Below are 16,150 nucleotides of genomic sequence, written 5' to 3'. Positions count from 1 at the left end.
TGACTTATTGGACGGGGGTGGTGATCCAGGCTTCTTTGGAATGGAGGAAGGTGGGCGCGAGCACGCCGGTGCCCACTTGGAGTTGGCCGTCGGAACGGACCGCCCAGAGATCCGGGGCCTGTTTGGAGACACCGCCCTGGGCCGGCGTGAATCCGGCTTGGGTGGTGCCCTGGCTCGTGTCGGTGATGGGCAGCTTGCCCATGCGGGTCAAGGCCACGCTGAATCCTTGGCTGTTATCGGCGACCGTGGAAAAGATCTGATCGGCAGGCAGGCTCGTCACGCTCGGCGGCGTCGTGTACGGCACGGCGGCCCCCCCGATCACATCCCAGGCCCGGCCGGATTTGGTGTCATCCAGGAGCAGGCTGTTCTTCAGCGCCTGCAGTTTGAGGCTGGTCAAGGTCGCGCTCGGCGCATTGGCCAGATCCAGCCAATAGATGGACCATTCAACGCCGGCATCCGCGGTGTTGCGGACCATGGCTCCCTGTCGGCTGGTGCCCGAAATGACCACTTCGCGGAAGGAATTGCGGGACATGCCCACGGCGGCGATGGTGAGCAGCACCAGGAGGGCCAGCGCCACCAGGATGGTGATGCCGCCTGTCTGTGGGGTGAAGGTCTGGGTGCGGTCGGTTTTCGACATCAGGATCTCCTGGCTCAGTTCAGGGGCAAGCCAAAGTGCCGGGGCACGATGACAAGGCTCTGGACCAGTTCACGGTAGGCCGCGGTGGTCGGATTGGCGGAATACTCGGAGCGCTTGGTGGCGGTGCGCGTGGTGATGTCCAGGCGGACCAGGGTGGGGATCTTCCGGAACCAATGTTCGTTCCCTTGGGTGGTGGTGTAGTCCTTGCGGCCTGCCGCCACCAGCTGCGTGTCAAGATCCGCCCGGAGCGAGGCCCAGTCTGTATACGCCGCGCCCTGTCCCGCCCAGGTGTTTCCGGAGTCGGCGCTCAGGTAGGCTTTGAAGCCCGAAACATTCTCGGTGATGATGGATTCCTGGGTCGGGTCCGCGACGAAGGCTCCGGCGGCATAGGTGCCCTGGTCCCGCACAAGGCAGGGAATGCCATTGGCGTTCTGGGGATCCAGTTGCTTCATCTTGATGCTGTAGCGGACCATCTGGGAGGGCCGGTAGAAAAGGACCGCCGCCCCCGGGATGTGCTTCGCCTTGGCGGGCGTTCCCTGGGAGCCGAGTCCAGAGATGGCGACCCCAGGATCCCCGATGGCATTGATGGTGACCGTGCTTCCGGAAACCGTGGCTGCGTTGAAGTACAAGGTTTCCCAGGAGTCCTTGAAAACCATGGATAGGCCGGCGGGCGGCACCTGGGCCGCCGCGGCCGTGACCGCGGAAGACAGGAGATTGGCGTAGGCCGGGTCCCCGCAGTCGATCTGGAATTCGCTGTCGCCGCCGGCGCCCGTGGCCACCACGCCGCCCCCGCCGATGATTTCAGCGGCGCTGCGTCCGGCCGTCGAGATCGACCCTTCGAAAGCCAAGGGCTGATCGAGGTAGAACAGCAGTTGGTCCGCGGTGGCCGGATCATCCGGTCCGCCGGCGGGCACGACGGCCTGATTCGGCAACACGTAAAAGGCGGGATTGGTGGCAGCGACTTCCGAGGGGGGGGCGGAAAGACTGGTCAGGTACATGCCTGCGGAATTCAAGTCGTCATACAGCAGGTCGATGGAAGCGCGGTTGCGTCGGGCGCTGGAAAGGACTTCCCCCGAGGTGTAGAAACTGGTGAGGCTCGACTTGAAAACCTGGGCCATGCCCGTCATGAGCAGGCCCGTGAACAGCAGAGCCACCATCAGTTCCACCAACGAGAAACCCGAAGTCGCGGCAGCCGGAATCCTGGAATGCCGCTCGGCAGTGTTTGGGAAGCTAGCCATGGAGGATCCTCCGGGTGAGGGTGACCGTGCGGTGGACCTGGGCGTTCGTGGTGGCGTTGACGATGTCCACGAAATCAACCTGCACGACGAAATTGCTCATGTTCCCGGTGGCTCCCCCACCGACCGCGTCCGGAAGGCGGTAGGTCGTCACCGTGAAATAGGGGTTCTTGTCCGCGGGGTCTGTGGAACTGGGCTGGGGATCCTGCCCCTTGATGTTGAAGACCTGCTCGAGTCCGCCTGCGGGAGGGGCGCTGGCCGCCAGCGAGACATACTGGGTGGGAACCGCGGGGGGGACGGTGTATTGGCTGTCCGTGATGTTGAGCCAGCTGAGGCGGCCCTCCATCTCGACCTGATCCATGACCTTCTCGCCCACTTGAACCGCGGTGGTGAGGCTGCGGCTGCCCCGGGAGGCCTTGAGAGACATGACCTGGAGCATGGACAGGCCGAGAATTCCGATGGCCAGGATGAAGGCGGTCATCAGCATCTCGATCATGCTGAACCCCGCCTGGCCCTTCCGCCGGCCAGCCGCGCTGCGATTGGAAGTTAGACGCATCAGATCCTCCGCCATTTGCCGTCACCATCACGGACGCCGGGATTGTAGAACTTGTAGATGGTTGCCCCATTGTTCTGCACGACGATCAGGCCCATGGCCCCGCCCGGAATGGCGTTGCCGCCGCTGATGCCGACGACCGGAATCACGAAGGTGGAATTGAACCGCTTGTTGGCGCCGCTGATTTCCGTATGGTTCGGGGTTCCGGCGCCATCGAAGAGGAAGTTCGGGGCCGTGACCGCCGCGTTGAAACCCGCATCGGACTTGAAGGGCTCCACGCTGGTGATGTCCTCATTCTGTTTTCCACCGGAAACCATCATGGCGTTCGCCCACCAGGGACTGCCCTGCACGGCGATGCCCGCATTCATATGCTCGCGTGCCAGACTCGTGGCGGTGGAATTCAGGCGGAAGGAAAGGGAAAGCGAAGAGATCTGATTGGTGGTGAACCCAGTCTTGTCGGTGGTGGGAAGGTCCGGATGGCCATCCCTCAGGTCATTCAGGATGTTGCTCCACTGCAGAGGAGCGAGGGTGGTGATGGTGGCGTCCCCACGGACCATGACCAGGGGCTCGCCCGGGGTCCACTTGCCCTGGGACACGATGGTCACATCCCTGCCCGTGGCCACCGCGAACTTGTGGGCATCGAGCAGACCGCCCTCGAGTTCGTCGAGAAGGCCACGCACCGCGCCTCCGGTGCGGTTGCCCATCATGGAGATCCCTGCGATAGCCAGGACTCCGACGATGGCCAGCACCACCAATAGCTCGATCAGGCTGAAGCCCTTCTGGGGGTTGGGTGGGTGCTTCATGGGAGGCCTCGGGCGCAGGGTTGAGGATGGGTTTTGCGGGTGAGTCCCGCAAATTTTTTTAAGTGGTTTATTCAGTAATTTTAGATTCATCCGAATTCCCCGCAAGGGGATATTGTCGAGTATATGACTATTTTTTATACATCACCCGAAATTGATGGGATCGCGATCCAGCACCACAGGCCCCCCAGCCAACAGCGGCGCTGCCTGGAGGGCGGCGGAAATCCCGCTTCTCTGACGGGCCTTCACCAAGAGGTGCATGCGGAAACGGTCCCTGACTTTGGATACCGGAGCCTCCAGCGGCCCCAGCAACCGCAAGCCCGGCACGGAGGCGAACCTGGCTTTCTGGATTTCAAGGGCCTGCTTCGCGGCCTCCATCGAATCCGCTTCGCTGCGAAAGAGCGCGAGCGCCGTGAACGGCGGGTAGGCCAGGGCCTCCCGATAGTCCAGTTCCTGGCCGGCGAAACCTTCGAAATCCTGGCGGATGGCAAAGGCGATGGCCGGGTGGTCCGGGCTGTAGGTCTGCAGGACCACGCGACCGGGTTTTGCGGCCCGTCCGGAGCGCCCCGCGACTTGGGTCAGCAATTGGAAGGTCCGCTCGGCCGCGCGGAAATCCGGGAAACGGAGGCCCTGGTCGGCGTTGAGGATCCCCACCAATGTCAGGTGCGGGAAGTTGTGTCCTTTTGCCAGCATCTGCGTGCCCACGAGAATGTCCACCTGGCCCCGCTCCGCCGCCAGCAGGCCCGCTTCCATGGAACCCTTGCGGGTGGTGGTGTCCCGGTCCAACCGCAGGATGCGCGCCTTGGGGAACAGCGCCTGCAATTGGTCTTCGATCTGCTCGGTGCCCTCGCCGACCCCGCGCAGGTGGTCCGCATGGCAATGGGGGCAGACCTCCGGTGGCACCGCTTCGAATCCACAGAGATGGCAGCGGAGCCGGTACGGCCCCTTGTGGTAGGTCAGGCTCACGGCGCAATGGGGGCAATCCAGCGGCTTGCCGCAGGAACGGCACATCCAGAAATTCTCGAAGCCCCGGCGGTTGAGCAGGAGCATGGCCTGCTCTCCGCGGGCCAGCGACTCGGAGATGCCCGCCAGCAGCGGCTTCGAAAAAACAACCCGCTTCCGCTGTTCGCGGAAGGCGTCCCTCAGATCCACCACCTGGACTTCCGGAAGGTCGATGCCACTGGGCCGCTGGGTGAGCTTCAGCAGCTTGTAGCGGCCCTGCTGGGCGGCCTGCCAGCTTTCCAGGGAGGGCGTGGCCGATCCCAGGACCACCGGGCAGTGCTCGATCTGCCCCCGCTTGATGGCCAGGTCGCGGGCATGGATCCGGGGGTGCTCCTCGGACTTGTAGGAGCCCTCGTGTTCCTCATCCACCACGATGAGGCCGATGTTCCGGAGGGGCGCGAGCGCCGCGTTCCGGACTCCCACGAAGATGGGCGCCTCGTCCTGCAGCAGGCGCACCACATCCGCCTGCTTTTCCGAGAGGTTCAGCTCCGCGTGCCCAAGGGCCACCTGTCCCGGGAAGCGGGCTTCAAGCCTGGCCAGCAGCCCAGGCGTCAGGCCGATCTCCGGCACCAGCCAAAGGACGCGCCTGCCCTGGCGCAACACCCGTTCCGCCAGTTCGAGATAGACCTCGGTCTTGCCCGAGCCCGTCACGCCCGACAAAAGATGCACGCCGAAATCAGACCTATCCACGGCCTCGGCCGCCACCCACTGTTCATGGTTCAGCGTGACGCGCTGATCAATGCCCTCCTCCCGCCGCCGGGACAGCAGATCCAGCCGCCGGGTGCGCTGGATCAGGCCCTTGGCTTCCAGGGCCGCGAGTATCGCCGCGCTCGCACCCGTGCGTTCCCTAAGCTCCGATTCCAGCATCGTTCCGCCGGCTGCTTCCAGGTCCACCAGGGCCTTGGCCTGTGTGGGCGTGACCTTCAGCGGGTGCGGCAGCGCGGTGCGGCGCACTTCGGTCAGGCCGGCGCCACGGCGGCCGCGGCTGTGCAACAGACCGCGCAGGGTTTCCTCGCCGCGATGCCAGGCCTCGCCGTGCGCCGCCAACTCGGCCCACCGTCCCGCATCGCGCAGATCCGCCAGCCGTTCGCCGTTCTCGAGTTCGATCTCCCAATCCGGGATCAAGGCAATCGGAAGGCAGAGCGGCATGAGGTGCGCGATGCTCACGGCGTAATACTCGGCGGCGAAGGCCAGCAGGTCGCGAAGCTTCGGCGGCAGCAGCGGGAAGGGATCCACGACGGATTCGATGGGTTTCAGCTTCACCGAAGGCGGCCGTGGGTCCGCGCCCAGCACCACCCCCATGGCCGCGCCGTTGCGCAGCTTCACCCGCACCCGCACGCCGGACGGAATTCCTTCCGGCGCCAGGTAGGTCAGCGGCGGCAGCGGCCGCGCCAGTTCAATGCGGGTGGGGACGAGGGGCACAATCTTATTTCACAGGGGGGACGAGCGCCCCCCATTGGGCAGCGAGGCCAGGCTGGTTGCAGCCGGGCCGTTGGCGCGCGTTGAAGGAGGAAGTGACGATGCGGTCTGCCAAGTGGGTTTCCCCGAGCCGCAGGAGCGCCTCTGCCAAAGGCTCCGTGAAGCCCCGCCAGTCCGAGCCCGTCTCCACACTTTCCTGGATCTTTCCATCCACCTGCTGCACCCATTTGGAGTTCCCCTCAAGTGGCCGCCAGAGTTCCTGCATCTCCCATTGCGGCAGCAACAAATCCTTGATGCCTTGCCAGTCATTCCTGGCGCGTGCGTCTTTGACGTAGGCATCGCGGACCATGTAGGGCGGCCATGCACTTGCCGAGCTAGTTGGGCGGGGTCAGTGAATCCAGCAAGGGGCGGATGGGCCGCCCCCCGACCATTTTGGACAGCGCCAGCCAGATGGACCAAAGCGACCACTCGTTGGGTCTCCGGGCCAGGGCTGCTTCGACTTCCGGCAGGGCCCGGAGGCTAACGTCCCTGATCCGTGGACTCCGGGCGGCAATCTCGCTTGGCACGAAATTCCCCCACGTATCCGCCAAAGCCCAATCCCCGCTTCGGAAAAGAACCGCGAGGCGGTCCGCCACTTCACCCCAGATCGCCTGGTCCTCCTCTGCTTGAAGATCCTGAGGGGGCTTTTCGGCTGCTGCCTTCGCTTTCGCCTCCTCCTTCGCCTCTTGTTCGGCTTCGTATTCACGGCGGTATTTTTCGAAGTCCTGCTTTTCATCGGCAGGTCGGACTGGCTTGAGTTTCTCTCCAAGTTTCACCTTCATCTTGGTGGAGGCCTTCGTGGTGAGGAGCCGGAGAAGCACTTGCTGGGCCTCTAGGTGGTCCGGGTTGGTTCGGAGGAACTCACGAAGCAGGCCACAAGAGGTTTTAATACCGGCTTCTTGGGCCGCGGTGGCTATGGCCTCGGTTTTCGGGACCGTGGTCCCAGATGCCACCAGCCGCCCCTTCTCCGCGAAAAGCGCCCAGCAAGGTCCGGGGCCGACCCCATGTTTGGCCATCAGCCAGGCACCGACCTCGGGGGCTTTTTGCCCGTAGTAGCGAATGGAAAGTTCTAGATCGATCCAGGCAGGATCTGAAACCATCGCATCCACCTTGGGTTTCCACTCGCCCTTTGGATCATCCAGAACGATCAGGGTCCCGATTTTTAATTCCTGGAGCCCCATCTCCAGCAGCCGGACCATGGGTGGTGCCGTAGCAGGGGCCTGGGCCACCAACACCGCTCCAGCACTCATGAGGATTAGGCAGAGGGTCTTTCGCACGCGGGCTCCAGGAGGAATCAGAGGTTAGGATACCTATACCCATGTTCATCCTCGGCCTCGAAAGTTCCTGCGACGACTGTTCTGCGGCGGTGGTGGAGGAGACTGCCTCGGGGCCTGTGTTGCGCTCCCTGGTGCGTCGCAGCCAGGACGCGCTGCACGGTCCTTTTGGGGGCGTGGTGCCGGAGCTGGCGGCCCGCGAGCATCTGCTGCAGGTGCGGGGCACCATCGCCGAGGCGTTGGAAAATGCCGGAATCCCGCTCGAAGGGATTGATCGCATCGCCGTCACCCAAGGCCCCGGCCTGGTGGGTTCCTTGCTCACCACTTTCTCCGCGAGCAAAGCCATGGCCTGGCGCATGGGCATTCCATGGGTGGGCGTGCACCATCTGCTGGGGCATCTCAACGCCGCGCGCTTCGCGGCGCCGGACCTGGCCTTCCCGGCCCTGGTCCTGCTGGTCAGCGGCGGGCACACGCATCTTTACCGGGCGGTGGACTGGACCCATCTGGAACTGCTTCAGAAAACCCGGGACGATGCCGCCGGCGAGGCCTTCGACAAAGGCGCGCGGATGCTGAACCTTGGCTATCCCGGCGGCCCCCTGGTGGACGCCTGCGCTCAAAAAGCCTCGAAGGCCGCAGCGGCTTTCACGCCGCCGAAATTCCGCGATGGCAAACCCGCCTGGAGCTTTTCGGGGCTGAAGACGGCCATGAAACTGCGCATCGCAGCGGATCCGGACCTGGCCTTCGCCGGGGCCGGCGACCCAAACGTCCAGAGCCTCTGCCGCAGTTTGCAGGATGCGGTTTCCGCTTGGCTGCTCAAACCAGTGGCCGAATGGGCGGACGCCATCGGGGCCCGGAGTTTCATCATTTCCGGCGGTGTGGCCTGCAACTCCAGGCTGCGGGCCGATGCAGCGCAGCTCGCGCAGCGACTGGGCCTGCGCCTGGCCATCCCCGAGCCCAGGTTCTGCACCGACAACGGCGCCATGATCGCGGCGGCCGGAGCCATGCTGCCAGCGGTGGAAGCGCCCTGGGCTGAAAACGCCGATTCGGGATTGGCGCTCGGCTAAGGCTTTTTCTTAACGGTTTTTTTAGCTGACTTCGCCGGCGCTTTCTTGGGCGCGGGCTTTTCGGCCTTCTCTTCCGCCGAGGCTTCTTCGGGGCTCATGTCGGCCTTGGCACCGGCCTTGGCAGCTTGGCTCATCTTCATGGCGGATTCCAGGATGGTGCCTACCAGTTCCACGGTCTCGCCGGGCGCCACGGCGCGGACCGTGATCCCCGAAGCAGCGAGGCTGAAGCCCAGCCCCAGGGGCGGCGCGGTCCGGGCGCTGGCGGAGAGCTCGATGGGGATCGGCAGCATGCGCGTGACGGCGCCAAGAATGTCCTGCAGGCTCAAGTACACCTGCATCTGCTGTTCCGTGCCGAGCATGTCCTGGGTCAGGGCGAAAGCAGGTAGCTGCCCCAGGCTTTTCTCAGGATGTTCCAGGGCCTGGATGGACGATGCGAAGGCGGCGGGGGCATCGCCGAAGCCCACCAGCACCGTGTGCGGGTCGTAGGCCCACAGCAGCGTGGCGACGGGGTCCTTGCCGAAGATCGCCGAGGGATCCACCATGGGCCTTTTCCGCTCCTCGCCCTCCTTGGGGGCTGCGGGCTTGGGCGTTGGCACCACGAGTTTGAGCAGCGTCCGACCCATGTGCTCGCCCCGTTCCGAGGCCATGGACTCCCCGCTTTCGGGCTTGAGCCTGGCATAGGCTTCCAGGGCTCGGAGGCTGGCTTCGGCATCCTCCACCTGCAGAGACAGGAGCGCCCCTTGGAGCGGCTTCTGGCTGGCGGCTCCCGGCTCGCCCGGAGCATCCAGGCTCCACACGAAGGCGAACGACTTGAGCCCCTGCAACACCCCGCCCAGGGCGGCGAGACGCTCCTTCTGCCCGGCCGTGATGGCCGCGCCTTGGGAAGCGGACGTCGAATTCAACCAGGACACATAGCCAGAGGGCATGACCGCGGTCATGGCCAGGGCATAGGCCGAAGCGGGAAGGCCCTTGGTGGCGACGCCCACCACGTCCGCAAGGGAACCCTGCACCCCGGCTGCCATCCGGGCCGCCTGGCCGATCTCTGTGAATCCGAGGCGCGCTTCGAAGGAGATGCCTCCTCCATCTTCGGTCTTGGCGCCGACGGCAATGTGGCTGACTTCGCCCTCCGGATTCTTGCGCACGAGTTCCATGAGCCCGTCCATGGGCGCCAGCAATGCCTCCTTCTTTCCCTCTTTTTTGGCGGCTTCCGTCTTGGCCGCTTCCGCCAGCACCGCCACGGGAAACAGCATGGCCACGTCCTGCTCCAGCAACCATCCCCGCTGGGATTGGGGAGGCAGGGGAAACACTTCCCGTTCCGCCAGGACTGCCTTCAGCACCGCGAGATCGGCCTTGGGAGCCAGGATGGCGTAGCCGCTGCGGAAGGCCGCCAGGACCGGCTTGCCCTTGACCTGGCCCTCGAAGAATCCACCGCTCATGGGCTTGGCCTTGAACCTGGCCGTGAAATCCTTCATGGAGGGCACCCGCATGATCCGAAGCTGCACGGTTTTGCTTGCGGATTCGTTCTTCTCGCCTTGCAGCGGATAGTTGAACTCCACCAGGCTCGTCTCCCGATCCATCAACGGCTCGCCGCCGAAATCATCCACCAGCGTCTGCCGCATCAGGGCGGCGCCTTTCAGTTTCATGTGGCTGGCCAGGCGGCCCATGGCTTCCAGGGTGCGGGCCGGGTGGTTCACGAGGATGACCGTGCTGGCGCCCTTCGGGACCCAGGCCATGGCGCCCAGCGCATCAACCTTGGCGATCTCCTGCACCGGCGCCAGAGGGGCTGCCGCCGGAGCCTCCTGGGCCGCCAAGGGCACGCGGGGAGAACCGAGCAGGGAAGCGGAGAGCAGGGCAGGAATCAGTTTCACGGCAGGCCTCGAATTGGATGCTCCATCGTATCGCAGAGGCGGCTGGCGGCCGCCCATGGATTCGGGTCTACTGGTCAGGGAGGCTGGCATCCCATTGCTTGCATCCAGCATCAGGCCTTAGCCACCTTTGATGCCGGACCCGTGCCGGGGGGTGGGTTTTGCCGGAGCAGCGGAGGAGGGACCATGGAAGTCACGCGCGAAGATGTGCTGCGCTGCGCAAAGCTCGCGAGCCTCCAGCTGGACGAAACAGAAATCGAACCCATGCGGCTGGCCATGGCCCGGATGCTGAGCCACGCTGAAAGCCTGGACGCGTTGCCTCTTGAGGGCGTGGAACCCACCACCCATGGCCTGAACCTGATCCTGCCCCGGCGCGAGGACGAGGTACTGGAGTGCTTCACCCAGGCCCAGGCCCTGGCCAATGCCCCGGAACACGACCAAGGCCATTTCGTCGTGCCGAAGGTGATGCCGGGCTGAGGTCCGCAGAAGGCCGCAGAAAAAAGGGGGCCTTGGCGGCCCCCCGAACAGATCGGATCAATGGATCACCAGTCCCCGCCGCCACCGCTGTCTCCGCCGCCGGAGTCGCCGCCGCCCGAATCGCCCCAGCCACCGCCGGAATCGGAAGAGCCAGAATCCGAGGAGCCGGAATCACCCCAGCCGCTGCCGCCGGATTCGCCCCAATCGGAATTGGAACTCGTGCCGCCGGTGCCGCTGGAACCGAATCCGCCGTCGCCGGAATGATCGTGATGGTCGCCCCCCAGCATGCTGCCAAGCATCATGCCCGTGAGCAGGCCGCCCACGCCGCTGCCGCTGCCTGGATAGCCCGGGCCTCCCATCATGTTCTGGGCGCCCGGAGCCTGGCCGATGCCCAGCCTTGCCTTGGCCGAAGCGGGCAGCTCCTCATCCTTCAGCTCCTGCACGCCGGCCAGGGAAGCGCAGTAGCCGCATGTCCACTGGACCTTGCGCATGCCGTCCCAGGTGGATTTCATCTTGTCGCCCTTGGCTCCGCAATTGGGGCACTTGTCGTAGGGGTTCACGAAGTTGGGCATCGCGGCTCCGCTGCCGCCCCCCTGGCGATTCCCCGGAGCCGGCAGCGGGCCCGAAGCTGGCGCGCTGCTGCGGTTCTTCATGATGATGAAGGCCACGATCCCCACGATGATCAGGAAAATGATGCAACCCATGGAGGATCCTCCGCCCGCTTCGTCGCGGCGTTTCATCAGCAGCGCGCCGTAGGTCAACGAGTCCATGAAGGAAAACGACATAGCCATGGCGGCTCCGTGGAAAGGAAAAGCATAGCGAAGACAGGCGCGGAGCGTGCGGGGTAATGGGGATCGGGCGCGGCCACATGAAACTTCGCCGCCTCGCGCCTCACCGCCCCATACCGCTTTGCCTCATCCCTTTGCCGATTCCTGGCATCATCCTTCCATGTCCTCCGAACCTTCCCAGTGGCGCATCCCGGGGCTTCCGGAGCAGGGGCCTTGGCGGGTGCTGGGACTCATGTCCGGGACCTCCGCCGATGGCCTGGATGCGGCGCTCGTGGAAGTGGATCCGCATGGATTCCAGGGCGGCCTGCCCTTCCTCGCGCTGCTGGCCCACCACCACGAGCCCTATCCGATGGATCTGCGCGAGGCGGTGGTGGAAGCCGCCGCGGACCGACTCAGGCCCTCCCAGATCACGGTGCTCCAGCGGCGTTTGGGGGACCACCACGCCCTTGCCGCCAGGCGGATGGCCGATGGATCGGGAGGCGCTCCCCATATGGCATCCCTGCATGGCCAGACCATCCAGCACCACCCGCAGGATGGCGCGACTTTACAGTTGGCGGACCCCTACTCGCTTTGTGAAGCCCTGCGCTGCCCGGTGGTCTTCGATCTGCGCCGCATGGACATGGCGCTGGGCGGCCAGGGCGCGCCGCTCGTGACGCTCACGGAGCTGTGGTTGCGGGGCCGCGCTGAACCCTGGGCGGCCTTGAACCTCGGCGGTATCGCCAACATCACAGTCTGGGACGGCGCTTACCTGAGGGCCTGGGACGTGGGCCCCGGCATGTCCCTGCTGGACCTCGCGGCGGGAAAATGGCTCGGCATCCCCTTCGATCCCCAGGGCGCCTACGCCTCCGGAAACGTGGATGAATCGCTGCTGGCCCGCTGGATGGCGCATCCCTTCTTCTCCGCGGCCCCGCCCAAGTCCACCGGCCGGGAAACATTCGGCGCCGCCTGGCTTCAGATGGAATCGGCCCCGTTGGAAGCCCTCCCCCTGCCTGACCGTCTCGCGACGCTCGCTGCCTTCACGGCCCAGTCGGTGGCCTCGGAACTGAGGCGCCTGGACCCGCTGCCGGCCAGCCTCCGCGGTCTCGCCAGCGGCGGCGGTGCGCGCCATCTGCGGCTCCGGCGGGAGCTGTCCGTCCGGTTCCCCGAGCTGCCCTTCGCGGATGATCATCAGTTCCCGAACGGCGCCCGCGAGGCCGTTTCCTGGGCCCTGCTCGGAGCCGCCAGCGCTTGCGGCCTAGCGGGCAACGTGCCCGAAGTCACCGGCGCTTCGAGAGCCGCCGCCCTGGGCGCCTGGGTGCTCCCCTGAGCAAGCAGCCGATCGTCTTGATGCGCCTGGTTCGAATCGCCACAAGTCCGGTCTTGGCCGGAATTCTGGCCTGCCAGCCTGCCTCGCGCCCGGGGGTAGAACGGAACCAGGCGGCCGTCCTGGCCTGGGAGAATTTTCCCATCAGCCTGGATCCGCGGCAGGGGCAGGATCAGGCCAGCCAGAAACTGCTTTCACTCACCCACCAGGCCTTGCTGAAGCGCGGACCCGACCTCGAACTGTTGCCGGATGCGTGCGTGGACTGGCGTTGGATCCAGCCCTACACCGAACTGGCTTTCACGTTCCCGAATTCTCCTGGACCCCACACCGGGACCGAATTCGCCCCGGGCCGCCCGCTCCGCGCGGCAGACGCCCTGAAAAGCATCCGGGCCCTCATGGATCCGACCCTTTCCAGTCCCAAAGCCGGGCCTTTCAAGGATGAAATCGCGGATATCCACATCGTCAACCAGGGGAGTTCCGATCAGCTCGTCCTCCGCCTGAAGGTCAGCGATCCCGGTTTTCCCGCGAACCTCGTCCGGGGCATCCTGGGCATCACCCAGAATGGCGCGGGGGGTGCGGGAGAAGCTGGGACTGGGCCTTACGCCATCAGGGAGCTGGTGCCGGAGCAGCGCATCAGGCTGAACGCCAAGCCTGGCCATCCGGATTTCGCCAGGCACGCGGGGCTGCCGTTGGACCTGGACATACGCTGGCTGCCCGATGCCACGTCGCGCCTGCTGGCCCTGCGCCATGGCAGCGTCGACGTGTGCCTCAACAACCTGCCCCCGGACCTGCTGCGCGAACCGGCCGGGTTCCAGGTGCATCGGCGCCCCGGCGCCAATCTCGAATACGTGGCCTTCAATTGCGAGCATCCAGTGCTCAAGGATCCGCGGGTCCGGCGGGCGCTTTCGCTGGCACTGGACCGCCCGGCCTTGGTGCAGGGATTGATGGGCGGCTTGGCGCGGGAGGCCTGGGGCTTCTTCCCCCCGGAGCTGCCTTTCGGGCTCGATGCGCGGACCCGGCCCAACACGCCGGCAGACCGGACCGCTAGGCTCCGCGCCGCGAATGATGCCCTGGACGCGGCCGGATGCAGACGCGGCAGAAAGGGTATCCGCTTCAGCCTGCGCATGCATGCCACCGCCGAAATCAATTCGCGCATGAAGGCCCTGGCCTTGCAGGCCCAATGGGCGGGGCTGGGCATCGACCTGCAGATCCTCACCCGGGAATTCGGCACCCTGCTGAGCGAGGTGATGGCGGGCCGATTCGACGTGGCTTCCCTGCGTTGGGTGGGCATCGCGGATCCCGAGATGCTCCACCGCACCTTCCACTCCCGGATGGCGCCGCCCGCGGGCTTCAACCGCGGCCGCTACGCCGATGCCGAAACGGACCGCCTGCTGGATTCCGCGCGGGCCGCGGGCGACGAATCCCTGCGGTTTTCACTGCTGCGGCAAGCCCAGGCGCGCATCGTGGACCAGGCTCCGTACGCCTTCCTCTGGTGGCCCGACCAGGTCGTGGCGGCCAGGCCTGGCTTCGAGCTGGAACCCAATGCCGTGGGCGATTTTCAAGGCGTGTGGGCCAAGTAGGCGCGGGGTATCTTGGATAGGTCATGAAATATTCCCGCTGGACCGATCATCTTCCCGCCTGGCTGGCCTATGGCGCGGTGGCCACGACGGGGATCTACGAGCCCTGGGAGGTGGCCTGGATGGCGGTTCCCCTCGGAGCGGCTGCGGGCGTGGAAGCCGCGAGGCTGGACCTGGGCCGCTGGCGCCGCTGGCTGCAGACCCTGCTGATCCTGCTGCTCGCGCTGGAAGTGCCGATCCTGCGGCGGCAGTCCGGCAGCTTCCTGGCCATCCTGGTGCACCTCCTGTTCATGCTCATGGGCCTTCGGCTGTCGCTTCCCAGGGAATTGCCCCAGCGGCGGCAGTTGCTGCTGATGGGATTCCTGCTCTTCCTCACCACCGCCATCAGCACCGCCGATCTGGAGTTCATGGCCTGGGCCGCCGCCTGGGTCGCCGGGACGGCCCTCGTGCTGCTGCAGCAGGCCTGGGAGCCCTCCGCCTTGCTGCGCAGGGGCCCGGTGCCGATCCCGCCCTACGCCCGGACCCTCCGCTGGACCCTCGCCTGCCTGTTGCTGGCCGGCGCCTTTTTCGTCTTCCTGCCGCGCATCACCCTCGGCCTCCGCCCATTGCCCTGGAGCGTTTCCGCGTTCGCGGGCACATCCGCGGGCCTGAGCGACAGCGTGGATCTGGGACGCACCGGACGCATCTCCGGCAATTCGGAAATCGTCATGCGCATCCAGCCGCCCCAGGGCATGGCGCCGTCGCAGATTCCTGTTCTGGCCAACCGGCTGGCTCTCCTGCGGGGCGTGGCGCTGGAAAAGCTGGACGGGGCGCGGTGGGACACCTTGGCGGCCACGCCGCGGGCGCCCTGGTCCATGGTGGCCGCTGGCATCTGGCCCGACAATGAACCCCCGCTCGAGATCATCCTGGAACCCAGCTCCACGCCCATCGTGGCGCTGCCCTACTGCGACTACCCGATGTTCCAGAGCCCGCGCGGCATCCCGCTCACCCGGGGCCTGGGGGGCGCCATCCGCTGGTCCTACCAACCGCCGGGGCGGCAGTATCTGAACCTGTTCGGGTTGGACCGGCGCGAAGCAGCAGGGGCCGCCGAGCCGTTCAGGACCAAGGACCAGGGTGCGAAATTCAACGTCAAGGAGCCCCAGCCTTTCGGGCCGCGGCGCGCCATCCTGCTCTACACCGGCAGCACCGGGACCGCGGCCCGCCGCTTCGCCGACCAGACCGTGCCCGGAGAATTGCCGGCCCGGGAATTGGCCCAGCGGCTTTCCGGGCGCTTGCGGAGCTTCGCGTACACGTTGGACAATCCTTCGGGCTCCGCGGAGGATCCCATCGCTGATTTCCTGGAGCATTCCAGAGCCGGCCACTGCGAATATTTCGCCTCGAGCATGGCCCTGATGCTGCGCAGCCGCGGCGTCTTCGCGCGGGTGGTGAACGGCTACCGGCTAGGCCCCTGGATCTCCGAAGGCGGGTATTTCATGGTGACCCAGAACGAAGCGCATTCCTGGGTGGAGTATTACGATCCGGATTCGAGATTGTGGCTGGTGTCCGATCCCACGCCCCCGGCGCCGCCCAACAGCGCTTTGACGCAAGGGTTCATGGGGGCGGTCCAGCGGTGGGCGGACGCCGTACGGTTCCGATGGGACCGCCATGTGGTGCGTTTTACCGGCGAGGACCAGTCCATCGGATTCGACTGGGCCACCGCCAAGCTTTCGGCCTTTGGCAATGTGAAATCGTGGAATTTCGGCTCTCTCAAAGGAACAGGCCCGTCCTGGCCGGTTTCGCTGGTGGCGCTGGCCCTGGCCACGGGCATCGCGATCGTGCTTTGGCGCGCCCGCGCTTCCTGGCTGGGGCGCCTGGGCCTGGCCGGGCCTGGCAGTCCAGGCCTTCGCAGCCTCCGGCCGTTGCGCCCGCTCCTGCGCCGCACCCGCGCCACCGTGCCTCCCAAGAAAGGCGATACCTTGCGCGCATGGCTGCTGCGCCTGGCCAAGGAAAGGCCGGACCGGGAACCGGCCCTGCGGAAGCTGGCCTCCACTGCGGAATCCGTGGCCTACGGAGCGGGCACCGGCGAACAGGATCTGAAGGACCTGGTGAAGACCGAATTGAACCACTGGAGGAAATGA

The 16,150-nt window shown here is 65.8% G+C and carries 14 protein-coding genes; 5 read left to right on the top strand and 9 right to left on the bottom strand.

Annotated features, from left to right (window positions below; genetic code table 11):
• Positions 1-4 precede the first annotated feature (4 nt).
• From IPQ13_06655 to IPQ13_06625, 7 genes are all read right to left on the bottom strand, one after another.
• A complete protein-coding gene (locus tag IPQ13_06655; GenBank protein MBL0210581.1) occupies positions 5-637 on the bottom strand; it encodes a hypothetical protein in 633 nt (210 codons plus the stop codon).
• A gap of 14 nt (positions 638-651) precedes the next feature.
• Entirely contained in the window at positions 652-1,875 is a 1,224-nt protein-coding gene (locus IPQ13_06650) for a hypothetical protein (protein ID MBL0210580.1), read from the bottom strand.
• Positions 1,868-2,428, bottom strand: coding sequence for a prepilin-type N-terminal cleavage/methylation domain-containing protein (locus tag IPQ13_06645; GenBank protein ID MBL0210579.1), 561 nt, complete (start codon positions 2,426-2,428; stop codon positions 1,868-1,870). The genes IPQ13_06650 and IPQ13_06645 overlap by 8 nt, the downstream gene beginning before the upstream one ends.
• Positions 2,428-3,228 carry a prepilin-type N-terminal cleavage/methylation domain-containing protein gene (locus IPQ13_06640; protein ID MBL0210578.1) on the bottom strand — a complete coding sequence of 267 codons (801 nt, stop codon included), beginning with the start codon at positions 3,226-3,228 and terminating at the stop codon, positions 2,428-2,430. The genes IPQ13_06645 and IPQ13_06640 overlap by 1 nt, the downstream gene beginning before the upstream one ends.
• 141 nt (positions 3,229-3,369) lie before the next feature.
• Positions 3,370-5,649: a primosomal protein N' gene (gene priA, locus IPQ13_06635; GenBank protein MBL0210577.1), complete on the bottom strand. Its 2,280-nt coding sequence runs from the start codon at positions 5,647-5,649 to the stop codon at positions 3,370-3,372.
• Positions 5,650-5,653: 4 nt separating this feature from the next.
• Positions 5,654-5,995 carry a hypothetical protein gene (locus IPQ13_06630; protein MBL0210576.1) on the bottom strand — a complete coding sequence of 114 codons (342 nt, stop codon included), beginning with the start codon at positions 5,993-5,995 and terminating at the stop codon, positions 5,654-5,656.
• Between the two features lie 25 nt (positions 5,996-6,020).
• On the bottom strand, positions 6,021-6,962 hold the full coding sequence (locus IPQ13_06625; GenBank protein MBL0210575.1) for a hypothetical protein: 942 nt from the start codon (positions 6,960-6,962) through the stop codon (positions 6,021-6,023).
• Between the two features lie 41 nt (positions 6,963-7,003).
• Between IPQ13_06625 and tsaD the strand changes: the two genes are divergently transcribed.
• Positions 7,004-8,023 (top strand): tRNA (adenosine(37)-N6)-threonylcarbamoyltransferase complex transferase subunit TsaD, encoded by a 1,020-nt coding sequence (tsaD, locus tag IPQ13_06620; protein ID MBL0210574.1) that lies wholly within the window; start codon positions 7,004-7,006, stop codon positions 8,021-8,023.
• Here tsaD and IPQ13_06615 read toward each other — a convergent pair.
• On the bottom strand, positions 8,020-9,891 hold the full coding sequence (locus tag IPQ13_06615; protein MBL0210573.1) for a hypothetical protein: 1,872 nt from the start codon (positions 9,889-9,891) through the stop codon (positions 8,020-8,022). The genes tsaD and IPQ13_06615 overlap by 4 nt on opposite strands.
• 183 nt (positions 9,892-10,074) lie before the next feature.
• On the opposite strand from IPQ13_06615, the gene gatC reads away from it, so the two are divergent.
• Positions 10,075-10,365 (top strand): Asp-tRNA(Asn)/Glu-tRNA(Gln) amidotransferase subunit GatC, encoded by a 291-nt coding sequence (gatC, locus tag IPQ13_06610; GenBank protein ID MBL0210572.1) that lies wholly within the window; start codon positions 10,075-10,077, stop codon positions 10,363-10,365.
• 65 nt (positions 10,366-10,430) lie between these two features.
• On the opposite strand, the gene IPQ13_06605 is transcribed toward gatC, so the two are convergent.
• Positions 10,431-11,156 carry a hypothetical protein gene (locus tag IPQ13_06605; protein MBL0210571.1) on the bottom strand — a complete coding sequence of 242 codons (726 nt, stop codon included), beginning with the start codon at positions 11,154-11,156 and terminating at the stop codon, positions 10,431-10,433.
• Positions 11,157-11,313: 157 nt separating this feature from the next.
• Here IPQ13_06605 and IPQ13_06600 point away from each other — a divergent pair, with 157 nt between their 5' ends.
• Genes IPQ13_06600 through IPQ13_06590 form a run of 3 tightly spaced genes read left to right on the top strand, consistent with a single transcriptional unit; the run spans position 11,314 to position 16,150 of the window.
• The gene (locus IPQ13_06600; GenBank protein ID MBL0210570.1) at positions 11,314-12,459 is read left to right on the top strand and encodes an anhydro-N-acetylmuramic acid kinase; all 1,146 of its coding nucleotides are present in this window, start codon (positions 11,314-11,316) and stop codon (positions 12,457-12,459) included.
• Positions 12,460-12,479: 20 nt separating this feature from the next.
• Entirely contained in the window at positions 12,480-14,036 is a 1,557-nt protein-coding gene (locus tag IPQ13_06595; protein ID MBL0210569.1) for an ABC transporter substrate-binding protein, read from the top strand.
• Between the two features lie 23 nt (positions 14,037-14,059).
• Positions 14,060-16,150, top strand: a complete 2,091-nt coding sequence (locus IPQ13_06590; protein MBL0210568.1) for a DUF3488 domain-containing protein — start codon at positions 14,060-14,062, stop codon at positions 16,148-16,150.

Source organism: Holophagaceae bacterium (assembly GCA_016720465.1).
Lineage (GTDB): Bacteria > Acidobacteriota > Holophagae > Holophagales > Holophagaceae > JANXPB01.
Note: the sequence above shows the minus strand (reverse complement) of the source record. Positions and strands in the feature narration are given on the sequence as shown.